Origin of the sequence: Pueribacillus theae, from assembly GCF_003097615.1 — a bacterium.
Taxonomy (GTDB): Bacteria; Bacillota; Bacilli; order Bacillales; family UBA6769; genus Pueribacillus; species Pueribacillus theae.
This window is the reverse complement of sequence record NZ_QCZG01000061.1, coordinates 1-15,029: the sequence shown is the minus strand read 5'-3', so window position 1 is coordinate 15,029 and position 15,029 is coordinate 1. Positions and strand designations below refer to the sequence as shown.

Sequence of the window (15,029 nt, the reverse complement as noted above, 5' to 3'; positions counted from 1 at the left end):
TTGATACATCGCTGAAAGCTTTCCGGAACCATACGCCTAGCGTATGGTTTTCTTTTCACAAAAAAAAGAACCTTCTTTATAATAAAGAAAGTTCCATACTGTTCTTTCCTAAAAAAAAACGCAGTAGCGTTTTCTAATTATAACAATCCCCTTCTTTTCCGTTCTTCTTCGATTCTTCGAATATACACTTGCCCTTCTTGTTCAATAAATTCACGATCGGTACGCTTGTCTTCAAGCACACCTTGGACTACTTTATACCCGCTAAATGCAATCCCGGCGATAACAAAAAAACCCCAAGTCGGAAGTTCTGCAAAAAAGGTAACCACTCCACCTGCCCATCCCATCAAATGAAGAAGGAAATAAATAACAACAATGCCGAAAAATAACCAAACTGCCCGCACTTCAATCCCTCCAAAAGACAAGCGTTCATATTTTATTTCTATGCGGAAGGAATGAAAAGTAGAACATTTGGATTAAAAATCAGGCTTAAATAAGCAGTGGTTTTGGACAGGTTGATCAAGATTTTTATATAATATCTATCCAGATTTTAACAGCCGTTGCAAAGATCATTACAGCCAAAATGACCTGCAATATTTTTGTGTTCACTTTTTTACCTGCCATTGCCCCAAGCGGTGAAGCAATCAGACTTGCCACAATCATAATGAACGCAGGAAAATAATCCACTTGCCCTGTTGTAATCTTCCCGAAGGTTGCACCGATTGAAGAAATGAATGTGATTGCCAAAGATGAGGCTATTGTCATTCGGGTGGGAATTTTTAATACAACAAGCATGATGGGTACTAATAAGAACGCACCCGCCGCCCCAACAATCCCGGCTCCCAACCCGACAATGAATGCAAGCAAGGCTGCAAGCCATTTATTGAATTTCACTCGATCAAAAGGTACATCATCGATCCCTTTTTTGGGAATAAACATCAGGACTGCTGCTATCAAAGCTAGAATACCATATATTAAATTGATTCCACCTTCTGACATTAATTTAGAACCGTAACCACCGATGAAGCTTCCAATTAGGATGCTAATTCCCATATACCCAATTAATGTTTTATTTAAATAGCCGCCCCTCCGGTATGCCCAAACCCCTCCAATCGTCGCAAAAAACACCTGGACAGCGCTTATGCCGGAGACTTCATGGGCGCTGAATGCAGCTAATCCAAATAAAGGTGGAATATATAAAAGCATCGGATATTTAATGATGGAACCACCGATTCCAAGCATTCCCGAAATATATGACCCGATGAAACCTATTAAAAAAATGACAATGATGAACGAAAGATCCATCATTACATCCCCCTCGTAGAAAAGGGAACCTCTTTCGGTTCCTTTAGTTTTAGCCCTTTTTAATCCAAAATTTGAAGACCCCATTTTCTTCTTCGGCTTTCAACAATTCATGTCCGCCCGATTTTGCCCATGCAGTCAAATCATTTTTTGACCCTTTGTCCGTCGCATGGATTTCCAATATTTGACCGGACTCTAGTTCATTTATCGCTTTTTTCGCCCTCACAATTGGCATTGGACAAGCCAATCCCTTTGCGTCTAAAAACTTTGTTGCTTCCATTTGTCATTCCTCCTAACGTTTTTTTACCTAACCGCACAGCGATTCGGACCAATTTCCATTTCACGTTGCTTTTCTAGATCGGGATTGATTTTTCCCATATTGGTTTCTCGGATTTCCTGATAAGCATTCGGCTGTGGCGGCAGGTTCTTAGTTACAAGCTTTCTGAACTCCTCTTCGCTTTCAATGTTTAAGCCATGGTTTTCTTCAAAAAGAGTTCCTAGTTTTTCAGAAATACTGCCATCATCATTTAATTCATCCATCAGCATAAAATGGGCCGGGAGAACAATCAGCTCTTCTGATAAGTTCTTATAACGTGAATACAATGTTTCCCGTAAATCTCCTACCCAGTCCTTTGCTAATCCGGCAAGATCCGGCCTTCCAATCGAATCAACAAACAAGATGTCACCTGAAAGTAAATATTTTTCATCCACGATAAAAGATGTAGATCCAATCGTATGTCCCGGAGAATAAAGTGCGTGAATGTCAATTGCCGTATTGCCGATCGTGATCACGTTACCGTTCTCCAAAGGCTCGTAAGCAAAGGTTACTTCCGTTGCATCCTTAGGAGGAAGCCAATATACTGCATTTGTCTGCTCTGCGATTTTTCTTCCTCCGGAAATGTGATCGGCATGAAGGTGGGTATCAAGCACATGAGTGATGTTCACATTCTTGTTTTGTGCAAATTCAATAAAAACATCTGTCATACGAGTCGCATCAATAATGGCAGCTTCACCACCCGAAATAACCATGTAGGATAAGCATCCTTTTCCAATACGGACAAACTGATAAATTTCACCGCCGTCATTTAGGTCTCCAATTTTTACAGGCTCCAAATGTTCGCTCCATGCTTTCATTCCACCTTGAAGGTATGAAACATCCAAGCCTTGTTTAGACAGCATTTCAGCCACCATCACTGATGAGCCTTCCTTTGCACAGACAACCAGCACTTCTTTATCCTTAGGAATTTTCTTTAAAATTTCCTCCACACCATCAAGAAGTTCAAAATAAGGGATGTTTAAATGCCCCACATTTTCTCCTTCAATTTTCCAGTCCCGAAAATCACTTTCGTTCCGGACATCCAAGATAAACAGATTTTCATTATTCAAGATTTTTTTCGTTACTTCTCTAGATGTCATTGCATCTACTGCCATATTAATTACCCCCATAGGTATATTTTTGATTAAAATTAACCGATACCTTCTGTATTACCATTCCACTCACTCATACCTGGTATGACATTGAATACTTTGTCAAATCCTTTTTCTTGCAGTTTTTGAGCCGCCAAGTCGCTTCGGTTTCCTGTACGGCACACGACAAAAATTTCCTGCTCTTTCCGTAATTCATTTGCTCTTTCATCTAATTCGCCCATGGGAATGGAGATAGCCCCCGGAATATGGTTGAATGCATATTCCGCAGCTTCCCTTACATCCAACAGAACAATGTTTTCATTGGATTCAATTTTCTTTTTCAATTCATCATGATTGATTACATGCGGATACTTTTTCTCGACTACTTCATCATTGGGGGACTTTCTGAGGAAATGCTTCAATACATCGCCGTCCTCCAATGTTCCCAAGTATTGATGGCCTGTGCTTTCAGCCCAAGCTTTGATATCAGCTTTCGAGCCTTTATCCGTTGCCTGAACCTCTAGAACCTCGCCTGCCTTCAATTCATTCATTGCTTTTTTTGTTTTAACAATCGGCATTGGACAGGCTAATCCTTTTGCATCTAAGATAATGTGTGGGTTCATGTTACTCATGCTTTAACCTCCAATTCATTATTCTTCAATTCTTACGATTAAATAAATAGATTGACATGACCTTTTTCTGCATCCGCAAGATATGCCGCCACGCCGGCATATTCAATTCCATCTAAAAGCTCCTCTTTTTTCAGGCCAAGTAAATCCATTGTCATCGTACAGGCAACTAACTTAACATCCTGCTCCCTGGCCATTTCAATTAACTGTGGAAGCGAGATCGCATTATGCTTTTTGATGATACCCTTGATCATTTTGGGCCCGAATCCGGCAAAGTTCATTTTGGAAAGCCCCATCCGATCTGCCCCTCTTGGCATCATTTTGCCAAACATTTTTTCCATGAAGCTTTTTTGGGCTGAAATCTTTTCTTCCTTGCGCAATGCGTTTAGTCCCCAAAATGTATGGAAAATAGTAACTTCATGGTCATATGCTGCTGCACCATTGGCGATGATATAGGCTGCCATAGCTTTGTCATAATCGCCGCTGAACAAAACGATCGTCGTTTTTTTCTTATCTGGCATTCAACTTCCTCCTATTCTATATACCCTGTCGGGTATTATTAAAATTAAAAAAATATAGATTACCGTTACCCCTATGAGTATGATGTTATTAAAAATAAAAGGGTATGTCAACCCTTTTTTCTAACGACTTTTCACCAATAAATTTACCGCTTCTTTCACAAGCTCTTCCATATCTTCTTTTCCTGCCGTATTTGCCTTTTGAACACACTCAACCAAGTTGGAACTAACTACCACACCAATTGTCCGATCAATCGCAGTCCTTGCAGCAGACAACTGGGTGATTACTTCTTTACAGTCCTTATTTTCCTCCATCATTTTTAATATTCCTCTAAGCTGTCCTTCAATGCGTTTTACTCTATTCTTCATTTGATCATCATAATTCAATGAAATTACCCCCTTTCGTGCTGTACTCTGGAATTTTTCTGAATATTTAAAGTGCTAAAGTCAGAACGATTATCTTGGCTATCGTCATTCAGAAAAGCATTATTACTAGTCATTTTATACCCATAAGGGTATATTGTCAACCCAAGCAAACATAAAATAAAAAGGTGCTCAGATCACCATACGGAATTTCGCTTTTGTCCGCAAAAGCATCGCATATTTCTTGATGATAGGCAAATAATACCACTAAGTCTGAAAGGGGGGAGTCTTTCAATGAGGAAGCGTTATTCAAACATCGAAAAATTGATTAAACAAATAAAAGGAAAAAATACAAAAGACCAACCCCAAAAATTTTCTAACGTTGATTGGCAGCCGTTTTCAACGAATATTAACGAAAATGAGAAAACATTAAAACAACAGCTAGGCACAAGTAAAGATATCTTGTTTACTAAATTCACGATTAACTTACAAAATGGTGATGCACTGAATGCCATGGTAGTTGCGATTGATGGATTAATAGACGAAGAGGCAAAAAGAAACAATATCTTGAAACCCCTAATCGCACACCCATTGCAAGAGAAGCCTAATGATGATTTGAAACAGATAAGAGAAAGAATTTCTGTAAAAAAAGTCACCGTGGTAGATAATCTTTTAAAAGCTGTTTATCAAGTCTTAAAAGCAAAAGCATTACTAATCGTTGACGGTTTTAATAAAGGGTTATTGCTCTCTATCGAAGGGTATGAGGTTCGTTCCATTGAAGAGCCTGTAACAGAACAGGCGGTGCGGGGAGCACGGGAAGGATTTATTGAGTCAACGGGGGTAAATATTTCATTACTTCGCCGTAGGATTTCCCATCCATCTTTGCGATTTGAAACAATGGAAATCGGCAAGTACAGTCAGACGGGAATTACGATGGCTTATTTAAAGGATATCGTTGATCCTGATTTGGTACAACGAGTCAAAGAGCGGCTCAATGAGATAAAAGTGGATTCGATTGACAGTTCAGGGGATATAGAGCAATTAATTGAGGATCATCCCTATTCAATCTTTCCGACGATCGGTAATACGGAACGAACTGACAAAGCAGCAGCTTTGCTTATGGAAGGAAGGGTTTTACTTTTAATTGATGGAAACCCGGTTAGTTTATATGTTCCAAACTTGTTTCTTGAGAGTTTTCAAAATGTCGAAGATTATAACTCTCGCCCCTATTATAGCTCTTTTATTCGCATCATGCGTTTTTTTGCTTTTATTGTAAGCATCTCTCTCCCTGCTTTATATATTACAGCTCTTAATTTTAATAAAGCGTTAATTCCATCAGATATGATCGTACCAATTATTCAGGCGAGGGAAACGGTTCCATTTCCACTTGCGATGGAAGTCATTATGATGATCTTAATGTTTGAAGTCGTTCGTGAGGCTGGGGTTAGACTACCAAAACAAATCGGATCTGCCTTAAGTATTGTTGGTGCTTTAATTTTAGGAGATGTATCAGTATCAGCAGGACTTGTCGGAGCCCCGACAATTGTCGTTGTTTCTATATCTTATATTGCCGCCTTTGTTATTACACCGATCGCAGACGTCACTGCATTGGTACGCATTGGTTTGTTCATTGCCAGTAGTGTATTCGGCTCTTACGGATTGTGTATCGCATCACTTGCTTTATTAACCCATATGGTGTCATTAACATCACTTGGCGTGCCTTATATGGCACCCTTTTCACCAAGCCACTTTAAAGATTGGAAAGACGGTTTGATCCGTCTTCCGACAAAGTTGCTGAAACAGCGACCGAAAAGTATACCAAACGGGCGATCAAGAAGGATTAAGTCGTTGCCAGACACGGGTGATAAACGATGATACGAACATTCTTCATCATACTTTGCAGCCTCTTATTATTAACAGGATGCTGGAACAACCAAGAAATTGATAATGTCGCCCTCGTTCACGGTGTTGGTTTGGATAAGTCCGATGGACAATTAAACATAAGCGTAGAAATCATAAAACCAACGAGTCAACAAGAAGGAGGTCAAGGTGCTAGTCAAGGTGGCGGTCAACATATTGTATTGGAAAAAAACGCCGGTACATTATTAGAGGGAGCTCGTGGATTAATTCGGTATGCAAAACGACGGCTTGAATTTGGACACACCCGCGTATGGTTGATCGGTGAAAGGCTGGCAAAAGAGGATTTTGTTCATGTGCTCGATTCTGTTAGGCGTGATCAGATGCTTCGCTTAAACAGTTATCTATTTATAACGAACGAAAATCCAAGCGATATTTTGAATACACCAACTCTGTATGAAAATCTTACTGCTACGGAACTTGTATCTGCGTTGGAGCAAACGCAATTTGCTGCTGAATATTCACCAATAAAACTTCGTGAGTTTTATAAATTAATTGAAGGAACCATCCCTAATGCCTACATACCAATGATTTCAATTAAAAAGGAAGCTGAACAAACAATCACCTCAATAGATGGAACAGCAGTCATCAAAAACAATCAAATGGTGGGTCAACTTAACGTGAAAGAAACAGTCGGGTTAAATTGGCTTTTAAATCACGCTGAAGGTGGGAGTATCGCTGTATCCCTCGATGAAAATGAGAAGGTTTCTTTTGAAATTACGAAAGCAAAGACCGAAACAAAACCGCATTTAAACGGAAAAAAATTAAATGTAGATATCCAAACGAAGATTGAAGGTACACTGGCTGATAATATGACAGCAAAAAAAGTTAATGAACATTTTTTTAAAGATATTGAAAAGAAGATCTCTCGTCACGTCGAAAATGAAATGCGTTCTACCTTAAAGAAATTACAAGAAGAACTAAAAACTGATATTACTGAAATTGGGCTAGAAACGTATCGAACAGACCCAAAACAGTTTCAAAATATCCGTTCTGAATGGAGTGACATCTTTGCTAATGCAGAAATATCTATCAATGTCGATGCTAACTTTACCCATGAAGGGTTGGTTAAAGAAAGCGTGCATCGTGAAGATCGGAAACCATATAACAATCCCTATCCATTTTCGAAGTAATTTTTTTATGAAGGAGTAAAAATCATGTTAACAAAATGGGAGACGCTATTTTTAATCATCATGACACTTCCAATTATGGGACATGTCGTTATCCTCCCATTAATGCTTGATGTCGCTGGAAGAGATGCTTGGATTTCCGTTCTTCTTTCGCTTCCAGCCGCATTAGCATTTGCGTATGCAATTTATCGACTGCGTTTGAACCATCCTGACATTACTATTTCCGAGATGCTTACCTTTCTTTTAGGTAAATGGTTCGGAAGAATTGTTATCGTTCTTTTCATTATTTATTTTTTATTTTTAACGATACTCTCGTTTTCCTCCTTAGTTGATGTTGTTTTCATCGATTTTTTACCTGAGACACCTCGAATGGCCATCATCATTTGGTTTTTAATCTTTTTTATTTATGCAGCCACAAAAGGCATTAAGCGAATTGCATTAACCGCAGGTGTGTTAGCTTTTATTGGCTTGATCACAGGTCATACCGTTACATTGATGGATACTCCAAAAAAGGATTGGAGTGAACTCCAACCTTTGTTAGAATTTGGTTGGAGTCCAGCTTTATGGGGATCTCTCATTCTTATAAGCATTTGGATTAAAATGTTGTTGTTATTATGTGTACCAATGAAAGACGTTCACGAAAAACGATTGTTTTTATTGTGGGTCATCGGGATATTGTTAAATGCGCTAATGATGAATTCGACAACAACCGGTGTCATTACCATTTTCGGACTAGGACAGGCTGATAATTTTACGTATCCGGCACAGGAAATTGTACGAACGATCAACTTAGGTTTTATCGATCGCTTTGACATTTATGGCATGATTTTAATGACGTTCGGATCATATATCCGCTGTAGCCTTTACTTTCGAATTGCTTATGAAATGAGCATATCGCAATCTTCCTCGAAGTGGACAAAACGGATTTTATTTTCAACTTTCGTTGTTCTAACCTTTTTTGGTACCCTTTATGTTTCAAAAGAACATTTTCGTATTGAGGGAGCGATTAAAGTATATACATACATGATTGTTCTGTTTCCGTTGCCATTTTTGTTGTTATTCATCTCGCAAATAAAAAGGAAAAAACAAAAACAACTTGAAAGTTAGTAATAGACGTGGCTGATTTACCGAAATCCATCTCCCACTTTCACGTTTAGAAGAAAGGAGGCTTCCTTCGGAGGAAAGTTAAAATTTAGGCTTATAAAACGACCGGTTGTCAAGCGGGAAAATTCTTTCGGTAAATTCACCCGGTTCGATACGTTCGAGCGCCCGATCAAGCATATTCATTTTCGCATCAATATTATCAATTAAATGAAGGATTTCCGCCTCCTTTATAAGCGGTGGCTTCGGGCTCCCCCATTCTGCTTTCCCGTGATGGCTTAGAACGAGGTGTTGGAGTACGGATACCTCTTCCCCTTCAATCCCAAGTTCTTTTGCAGCTTGGGCAATTTCACTGACCATTATGGAAATATGACCTAAAAGAACACCTTCTGTTGTATAGGTTGTCGCCACAGAACCAGAAAGCTCGGTCACTTTTCCCAAGTCATGAAGGATAATCCCCGCATACAGAAGATCGGTATTTAGTGACGGGTAAAGTTTGGCGATTGATTTTGCTAGTTCAAGCATTGAAACGACGTGATACGCGAGTCCTGAGACAAATTCATGATGGTTTTTCGTTGCTGCCGGGTAATGAAGAAAAGCTTCGGCATGTTTTCGGATCAGGTGCCTTGTGATCCTTTGGATGTTTGGATTTCTCATTTCGAACACATATTGCGTAATTTTCTCCATCATCACCTCTTGGCTTAGCGGTGCTGTTTCGATAAAGTCTTGAACACTAACATTGTCATTGTCTGAAGATGGGCGAATGGCTTTCAATTTCAATTGGCTGCGGCCGCGATAGTTCATTACTTCCCCGGCAATTTTTACAATTTTGCTTGGCGCATATCTTTCTTCATCTTCTTTCGTACTGTCCCACAGTTTCGCTTCGATATCTGCTGTTTTATCTTGCAAGATCAAGGTTAAAAAAGGCTTCCCAGCTTGTGTCAATCCTTTTGCCACACTTTTTATTAATAAAAATGCTTCGATGGCATCTCCTACTCTGTAATGTGCTAATCCCTTTTTCAAAATTTCCTCCCCCTGTTGTCAGTCGATTTCTGGAATTTTCACTGAAAACTCAACACCATTTTCACGATTTCCAACCGTGACCGTTCCATTATGGAGCGACGTGATTTTTTTTACGATCGCGAGGCCTAAGCCAAATTGGCCGCCATTTCCTTTTTGAAACGGTTCAAACATCTGCTTTTGCTCTTCTTCTGGAATGCCGCTTCCATTGTTGAACACAGAGATAACGGTCGCTTTTTCACTTTTTTCTGCTTTAAGGATAATCGTATCTTTCGCATACCGAAGGGCATTTTGCACAAGATTATCTAGCAGAATTTCAAACTGTTCCCCATCTCCTACAAATTGAACTTCTTCGCCTTCAATCATAATTTGCACATCATCGCGCTGGTAGCGAAATCTTTCTTCAATTTCGTTCGCAAGCGTACCAAAACGAATCCATTCCTCTTCTTTCGTCACTTTTTCATCCTGTAACGTATCAAGTTTTGAAAAATAAATCATGTCACGCGTCCGCTTTTCCATTCGACTCGCTTCGTGCAAAATAATATCCATCGTTTCATCCAAATCCTCCTCTTCCATCACCCCATCCTTTACGGACTGCGCATAACTTTTAATAATCATGATCGGGGTTTTCAGTTCATGTGATGCATGTTGAATGAACATTTTTTGTCCTTCATCATATTTAATTAAATTTTGCCGCATTAACTCGAATTGCCGTGACAGCGTCTCGAATTCTTCTCCGCCTTCCAGTTTGAACGGTTCTTTCCAATTGCGCTTTGCAATTTGGTCAAAGCGCTTGCCTAATTCAACCAATGGTTCCCGCAAATAACGCGCGAGCCATAAAGCCGGAAAGAGGCTTGCTGCACCTGCAATCAACAAAATAAAGAGAAGCCTTTGCCACAATTGTTGAACCATTTGGTTGCGGTACGTATCCCACATGTAAGAAATGAAATACGTATGATTGCCGGCAAAGTCAATTTTTCGTATGACATAAAAAAGCGTAGCTTCTTCATATTTTAAGTTGTAGCGGGCCAGCTCGTGCGGCTGGTTATATGCGTTTGTTGCCATTTCATTGAAAACCTGCTGCGGGATCGGATCCCCTTTGTATCTTCCTTGCCGATTAATAAGCAGGACATGTCCTACAGAACGGGCGGCTTCACGCCGTTCGATGAAATCTTTTTTATTTTCATCCAATAGAAAGTCATCGGATATTGGATTAATAAACCTGCGCTGCTCGTCTAAAATAATCTGATAAGATTCCTCTTCTAGCGTTCCTTGGATCGAAAGCGGATAAATAACTGCAATGAGAACGCCAAGCATGACAATAATCGCAATGAAAGACAACCAGATGCGCTGGGTTAAGTTCGCTTTGCTCATTGGGGAACGATCCTGTAGCCGTAGCCATACACTGTTTCCAAATTGAGACGAGGCATTTTTTTCCGAATTCGCCGAATGACATCATCAACTGCTCTTGTCGAACCGAAGTAATCCTCTCCCCAAACGTGCTGCAAAATAATCTCTCTCTTAAGAATCTTATTCAAGTGCCCCGCGAGTAAAAGAACAACATCCATTTCTTTTGTCGTCAATTCGATTTCCTCATCTTTGCTTATGATTTTCCGTTTAATAAAATCGATCGAATACCCGCATAGCTCAATCGTCTTTGAATGGTGCTGCTCATGAAAGAGCTTTAACAGCTTTCGTGCCCGGATGACGAGTTCCCTAGGCAGAAAAGGCTTTGACAAATAGTCGTCTCCGCCAAGTTCAAGCCCGACGATCCGATCGAGATCTTGATCCCTTGCTGAAATAAAGATAACGGGTGTATCTGAATTGCTTTTAATTTTTTTCAGTACTTCATAGCCATCAATTCCCGGAAGCATAATATCTAAGATCCATAAATGACACGGTGAATGAAGATGCTCTAATGCGTCTTCACCACGATAAAATACATTCACCTGCCAACCCTCTTTTTCTAAATAGGTCTTTAAAATGCGGGCCAAGCTTTGCTCGTCCTCCACAAGATTAATCTGGTAATCAGACATTTTGTTCACCTCTTAAAAAACCATTCCTTATTCTATTGTAATGCAAAAAACCTTCAACTTGGAAGGTTTTTGGCAATCATTCGTTTTGCTCGTTTTTTCTTTTCCTGATTTGTTTCTTTTGAACGACTTCAAAAGGGCGCATCATATCGTAGTCTTCATGTTCTAATATATGGCAATGCCATACATACGTTCCGGTGTATGGTGAAAATTTTGCAATGATTTTCGTCACGCTGCCCGGAGGAACAGTAATGGTATCTTTCAGCCCTCTATTGTTAGGAGCGGGAGCCATAACGGGTCCAGTAAATACGATGTTTCCCGTTTCATTATAATGGTCTAAGTCAAAGGCTTGGTGACTGAGCACTTGGAATTGTACGAGATGGACATGCATCGGATGGGCGAATGCCGTTGTATTGACAAAAACCCATATTTCCGTATCCCCTACTCGAGGCTTCTCAGTGACAGGGTCATCCCACATTTGATTATCCAATAACAAAAGAGGACGGCCAAATTCATCTTGGGAACCGATTAATTTTAAATTTCTAACCGTTTGGATGGCATCCTTTGGCGGTAGCGGAAGATCGTCTAATTGCTTTGGAATGATGCTAGTATCTGGTGTATCTAATGTGCGTTTTACCCGAAACTGCATGACATTGCCGTCTGTTTCAGGATCAACGGGCCCTCCACAGCCAGAACCATTTTTTAAAATAATCTCTTCACCTTTATAACGCGAAAAATCGACAATAATATCGACACGCTCAGCAGGATGCATGTCAATTGATTCCACTTTCACCGGCTTCGAAAACAAACCTCCATCAGACCCAATTTGATAAAATGGCTGGCCAGAATCGAGGCTCAGTGTAAAATTACGTGTGTTTGAAGCATTTAAAATGCGAAATCGGTACTTTCTTGGTTCCACTTCCAAGTAAGGCCAAACTTTTCCATTAACTAAAATTGTATCCCCACAGAAAAATGGAACAACAGAAGGATAAGGCGCATTTGGAATTGGCGGATCAGGTTGATCTGGATAAAAAAGCGATCCGTCTTCATTAAACGAACGATCTTGGATCACAAGTGGAATTTCATAGTCTCCTTTTGGGAGATTTAAACGCTCTTCTTTTTCATCTCGTATAAGATAAAGTCCAGCAAGCCCAGCATATACATTTAATCGTGTAATCCCAACTGCGTGATCGTGATACCAAAGCAAACTTGCTCGCTGGTGATTCGGATATTGATATACCTTTCTCGTAAATTCAGGGCCCGTTTCTTTAAAATCTTTTGTAAACCAAGCGTCAGGATGTCCATCACTATGTGGAGGCGTCTCTCCCCCATGTAAATGAACGACTGTCCTAGTTTCAGGGTTGCCTTCTACATTGTGAAGCGTTTGGTCAAGCGGAAGAAAATGACTTGCAGGCAGATCATTTTTCCACATTACTTCTACAAGCTCATCTCTACGTACTTCAAATGTAGGGCCAGGAAACATTGATTCATATCCCCATAGCCGGGTCGGCCTTAAATCACGATGGAGTTTTTGCCGAAACTCCTTCATCGTCACTTCATAGTACGTCTTCTTTTTTGTTTTTCTGATTGGCTTCAATGTCTCCAAAATCGGCAAGGCGTCAACAAACTTTTCTAACGGCCGTTCTAAACGCATATCACATCGCCTCTTTTTATTTGCAACGTTTTTGTATAGGTTATGTGCGTAAATACATGCGTGATTGGGCAAATGGCAGTTTCTTTAACATTCTGTCTTTCTATTGACAATTCAAGTAAGGTATAGTAGATTTTATTTGTCCTAACATTTCAATAATTCAATTAACTATTCTTCTAACTATGGTTTTACTAGCGCTCTTCGCTCACTTATTTGTACCTATTAAAATTGGAAAGGGATGATAGACAGTTGAAGAAAGCATTGAGAAAAACGCTTGAAGACAAAGGAATCAATGTACAGGAAGAACATTTAGAACCACTTGTTATGCAATGGCAATCCTTTCAACAATTAAAACGCAACTTAAAAAACGCAAATCTCGCTGACAGCAGCATCGGTCTCATCCATGTACCGGGAGGTGAACAAAATGAGCAATGATTTGGCGTCAAAAACGATTGAAGAGCTCGCTCCATTAATTCGCGGCAGAGAAATTTCTCCTGTAGAAGTAACAGAGGCTGTGTTAGAACGGACAACTGCTTACGATGAAAAGATTAATGCATTTATTCGCCTTTCAAAAGAAGAAGCGATGAAAGAAGCAATAAAAGCCGAAAAAGAAATGATGGAAGGCAAATATCGCGGGCGCTTACATGGCATTCCGATGGCTTTGAAGGACAACTTGTATTTCAAAAATGAAACGGTAACAATTGGCTCGAAAATCCATCAAGATTTTGTTCCTGATTATGACGCAACGGTCGTTGCCAAATTAAAAGAAGCCGGTGTCATCTTTACCGGGAAATTGAACATGCACGAATACGCTTGGGGAGCAACAACGACAAATCCACACTTCGGCGCTTGCCGAAATCCATGGAATACGGAAAAAATTCCTGGAGGTTCCAGCGGTGGCTCTGGTGCAGCTGTTGTAAGCGATATGACAATTGCTTCACTTGGAACAGATACAGGGGGCTCCATACGAATTCCCGCCTCAATGTGCGGAATTGTAGGTTTAAAACCAACACACGGAAGAATTAGTAAATACGGATGTTTTCCGCTTTCCTGGTCGTTGGATCATATTGGACCAATGACAAAATCAGTCTACGACTCGGCTCTTTTATTAGAAGTTCTTGCCGGATATGATTCTAAAGATCCGACGTCAATTCATACACCGGTCAAGGATTACACAAAATTGCTATCTGCTGATTTAAGTGAAACCGTCGTCGGCATTAATGAGGAATATTTTTTCAACAACGTCGATAAACAAGTAGAGGATGCCGTCCGCCATGCCATCAAACAATTGGAGCAATTGGGAGCTAAAATCGAAACAGTCAAAATTCCATCGCTTCAATATTCAGAATTCGCCGAATTGGTCACGATTGTAACCGAAGCAAGTGCCATCCATCATGATAACCTTGTTTCTCGGCCTGAAGACTTTGGGGACGATGTCCGATTTTTACTTGAGTTTGGAGAGCTGCCTTCGGCTGTCGATTATATACAAGCGCAACAAATTCGCTATCAATTAAATATTGATTTCGCCCAAACTTTCGAAAAGGTCGACGTACTCATATCACCCACTCTTCCTTTCTTGCCTCCGAATATTGGAGATAGTACGGTTGATATTAACGGGAACAAATACAGTTTTCTCGATCAAGTCATCCGCTTTACCGGGCCGGGCAATATTACAGGGCTCCCTTCTCTAAGCATCCCATGCGGGCTGAGCGGCAAACTCCCAATCGGCATGCAAATTATGGGACCTGCCTTTAAAGAAGAAAACGTCTTAAACGTTGCTTACGCCTACGAGAAAACAAATGCTTTACAAGGCAAAAAGCCCAATCTCGATGAAATTGCCAGTAAATAAAGCGATATTTTCAATCAATGGTGATATACTGCCCGTTCATGCGGGATAATCAAAACCACCCGTGTGAACGGGTGGTTTGCTCTACGGCTGAAAGCCTTTGTTACTGGCCAGC

At 40.2% G+C, this 15,029-nt stretch carries 16 protein-coding genes; 5 read left to right on the top strand and 11 right to left on the bottom strand.

The window, feature by feature from the left end; genetic code table 11:
* Window positions 1-137 precede the first annotated feature (137 nt).
* From DCC39_RS17630 to DCC39_RS17600, 7 genes are all read right to left on the bottom strand, one after another.
* On the bottom strand, window positions 138-401 hold the full coding sequence (locus tag DCC39_RS17630) for a sporulation YhaL family protein (protein ID WP_240613690.1): 264 nt from the start codon (window positions 399-401) through the stop codon (window positions 138-140).
* Between the two features lie 124 nt (window positions 402-525).
* Window positions 526-1,302: a sulfite exporter TauE/SafE family protein gene (locus DCC39_RS17625; RefSeq protein WP_116556207.1), complete on the bottom strand. Its 777-nt coding sequence runs from the start codon at window positions 1,300-1,302 to the stop codon at window positions 526-528.
* Window positions 1,303-1,351: 49 nt separating this feature from the next.
* A complete protein-coding gene (locus DCC39_RS17620; protein ID WP_116556206.1) occupies window positions 1,352-1,579 on the bottom strand; it encodes a sulfurtransferase TusA family protein in 228 nt (75 codons plus the stop codon).
* Between the two features lie 23 nt (window positions 1,580-1,602).
* A complete protein-coding gene (locus DCC39_RS17615; protein WP_116556205.1) occupies window positions 1,603-2,730 on the bottom strand; it encodes an MBL fold metallo-hydrolase in 1,128 nt (375 codons plus the stop codon).
* 35 nt (window positions 2,731-2,765) lie between these two features.
* The gene (locus tag DCC39_RS17610; RefSeq protein ID WP_116556204.1) at window positions 2,766-3,338 is read right to left on the bottom strand and encodes a sulfurtransferase TusA family protein; all 573 of its coding nucleotides are present in this window, start codon (window positions 3,336-3,338) and stop codon (window positions 2,766-2,768) included.
* 38 nt (window positions 3,339-3,376) lie between these two features.
* Window positions 3,377-3,856 carry a DsrE/DsrF/DrsH-like family protein gene (locus DCC39_RS17605; RefSeq protein WP_116556203.1) on the bottom strand — a complete coding sequence of 160 codons (480 nt, stop codon included), beginning with the start codon at window positions 3,854-3,856 and terminating at the stop codon, window positions 3,377-3,379.
* Window positions 3,857-3,976: 120 nt separating this feature from the next.
* The gene (locus DCC39_RS17600) at window positions 3,977-4,240 is read right to left on the bottom strand and encodes a metal-sensitive transcriptional regulator (protein WP_116556202.1); all 264 of its coding nucleotides are present in this window, start codon (window positions 4,238-4,240) and stop codon (window positions 3,977-3,979) included.
* 270 nt (window positions 4,241-4,510) lie between these two features.
* On the opposite strand from DCC39_RS17600, the gene DCC39_RS17595 reads away from it, so the two are divergent.
* The 3 genes from DCC39_RS17595 to DCC39_RS17585 are packed head-to-tail and all read left to right on the top strand — an operon-like array spanning window position 4,511 to window position 8,370.
* Window positions 4,511-6,091 carry a spore germination protein gene (locus DCC39_RS17595; RefSeq protein ID WP_116556201.1) on the top strand — a complete coding sequence of 527 codons (1,581 nt, stop codon included), beginning with the start codon at window positions 4,511-4,513 and terminating at the stop codon, window positions 6,089-6,091.
* Complete coding sequence (locus tag DCC39_RS17590; protein ID WP_116556200.1) at window positions 6,088-7,266, top strand: Ger(x)C family spore germination protein; 1,179 nt, start codon at window positions 6,088-6,090, stop codon at window positions 7,264-7,266. The genes DCC39_RS17595 and DCC39_RS17590 overlap by 4 nt, the downstream gene beginning before the upstream one ends.
* A 24-nt stretch (window positions 7,267-7,290) precedes the next feature.
* Window positions 7,291-8,370, top strand: a complete 1,080-nt coding sequence (locus DCC39_RS17585; RefSeq protein WP_116556199.1) for a GerAB/ArcD/ProY family transporter — start codon at window positions 7,291-7,293, stop codon at window positions 8,368-8,370.
* 78 nt (window positions 8,371-8,448) lie between these two features.
* Here the strand turns inward: DCC39_RS17585 and yhaM are convergent, their stop codons facing one another.
* The 4 genes from yhaM to DCC39_RS17565 form a co-directional block, all read right to left on the bottom strand.
* Window positions 8,449-9,387, bottom strand: a complete 939-nt coding sequence (gene yhaM, locus DCC39_RS17580) for a 3'-5' exoribonuclease YhaM (protein ID WP_116556198.1) — start codon at window positions 9,385-9,387, stop codon at window positions 8,449-8,451.
* An 18-nt stretch (window positions 9,388-9,405) separates the two neighbouring features.
* The gene (locus DCC39_RS17575) at window positions 9,406-10,758 is read right to left on the bottom strand and encodes a sensor histidine kinase (RefSeq protein WP_116556197.1); all 1,353 of its coding nucleotides are present in this window, start codon (window positions 10,756-10,758) and stop codon (window positions 9,406-9,408) included.
* On the bottom strand, window positions 10,755-11,420 hold the full coding sequence (locus DCC39_RS17570) for a response regulator transcription factor (RefSeq protein ID WP_116556196.1): 666 nt from the start codon (window positions 11,418-11,420) through the stop codon (window positions 10,755-10,757). Before DCC39_RS17570 ends, DCC39_RS17575 begins: the two co-directional genes overlap by 4 nt.
* A gap of 76 nt (window positions 11,421-11,496) precedes the next feature.
* Complete coding sequence (locus DCC39_RS17565) at window positions 11,497-13,071, bottom strand: multicopper oxidase family protein (RefSeq protein WP_116556195.1); 1,575 nt, start codon at window positions 13,069-13,071, stop codon at window positions 11,497-11,499.
* Window positions 13,072-13,317: 246 nt separating this feature from the next.
* Between DCC39_RS17565 and DCC39_RS17560 the strand changes: the two genes are divergently transcribed.
* Together DCC39_RS17560 and DCC39_RS17555 are read left to right on the top strand one after the other, a co-directional pair.
* Window positions 13,318-13,503: a hypothetical protein gene (locus tag DCC39_RS17560; RefSeq protein ID WP_116556194.1), complete on the top strand. Its 186-nt coding sequence runs from the start codon at window positions 13,318-13,320 to the stop codon at window positions 13,501-13,503.
* Window positions 13,493-14,917, top strand: a complete 1,425-nt coding sequence (locus DCC39_RS17555; protein ID WP_116556193.1) for an amidase — start codon at window positions 13,493-13,495, stop codon at window positions 14,915-14,917. Before DCC39_RS17560 ends, DCC39_RS17555 begins: the two co-directional genes overlap by 11 nt.
* Window positions 14,918-15,029: the final 112 nt, after the last annotated feature.

What these genes read in the sequence shown, in the direction of transcription:
- DCC39_RS17610 (WP_116556204.1), bottom strand. Translation starts at nt 3,338, where the DNA reads ATGAGTAACATGAACCCACACATTATCTTAGATGCAAAAGGATTAGCC.
- DCC39_RS17620 (WP_116556206.1), bottom strand. Translation starts at nt 1,579, where the DNA reads ATGGAAGCAACAAAGTTTTTAGACGCAAAGGGATTGGCTTGTCCAATG.
- DCC39_RS17625 (WP_116556207.1), bottom strand. Translation starts at nt 1,302, where the DNA reads ATGGATCTTTCGTTCATCATTGTCATTTTTTTAATAGGTTTCATCGGG.
- DCC39_RS17585 (WP_116556199.1), top strand. Translation starts at nt 7,291, where the DNA reads ATGTTAACAAAATGGGAGACGCTATTTTTAATCATCATGACACTTCCA.
- DCC39_RS17595 (WP_116556201.1), top strand. Translation starts at nt 4,511, where the DNA reads ATGAGGAAGCGTTATTCAAACATCGAAAAATTGATTAAACAAATAAAA.
- DCC39_RS17570 (WP_116556196.1), bottom strand. Translation starts at nt 11,420, where the DNA reads ATGTCTGATTACCAGATTAATCTTGTGGAGGACGAGCAAAGCTTGGCC.
- DCC39_RS17565 (WP_116556195.1), bottom strand. Translation starts at nt 13,071, where the DNA reads ATGCGTTTAGAACGGCCGTTAGAAAAGTTTGTTGACGCCTTGCCGATT.
- DCC39_RS17615 (WP_116556205.1), bottom strand. Translation starts at nt 2,730, where the DNA reads ATGGCAGTAGATGCAATGACATCTAGAGAAGTAACGAAAAAAATCTTG.
- DCC39_RS17605 (WP_116556203.1), bottom strand. Translation starts at nt 3,856, where the DNA reads ATGCCAGATAAGAAAAAAACGACGATCGTTTTGTTCAGCGGCGATTAT.
- DCC39_RS17555 (WP_116556193.1), top strand. Translation starts at nt 13,493, where the DNA reads ATGAGCAATGATTTGGCGTCAAAAACGATTGAAGAGCTCGCTCCATTA.
- DCC39_RS17590 (WP_116556200.1), top strand. Translation starts at nt 6,088, where the DNA reads ATGATACGAACATTCTTCATCATACTTTGCAGCCTCTTATTATTAACA.
- DCC39_RS17575 (WP_116556197.1), bottom strand. Translation starts at nt 10,758, where the DNA reads ATGAGCAAAGCGAACTTAACCCAGCGCATCTGGTTGTCTTTCATTGCG.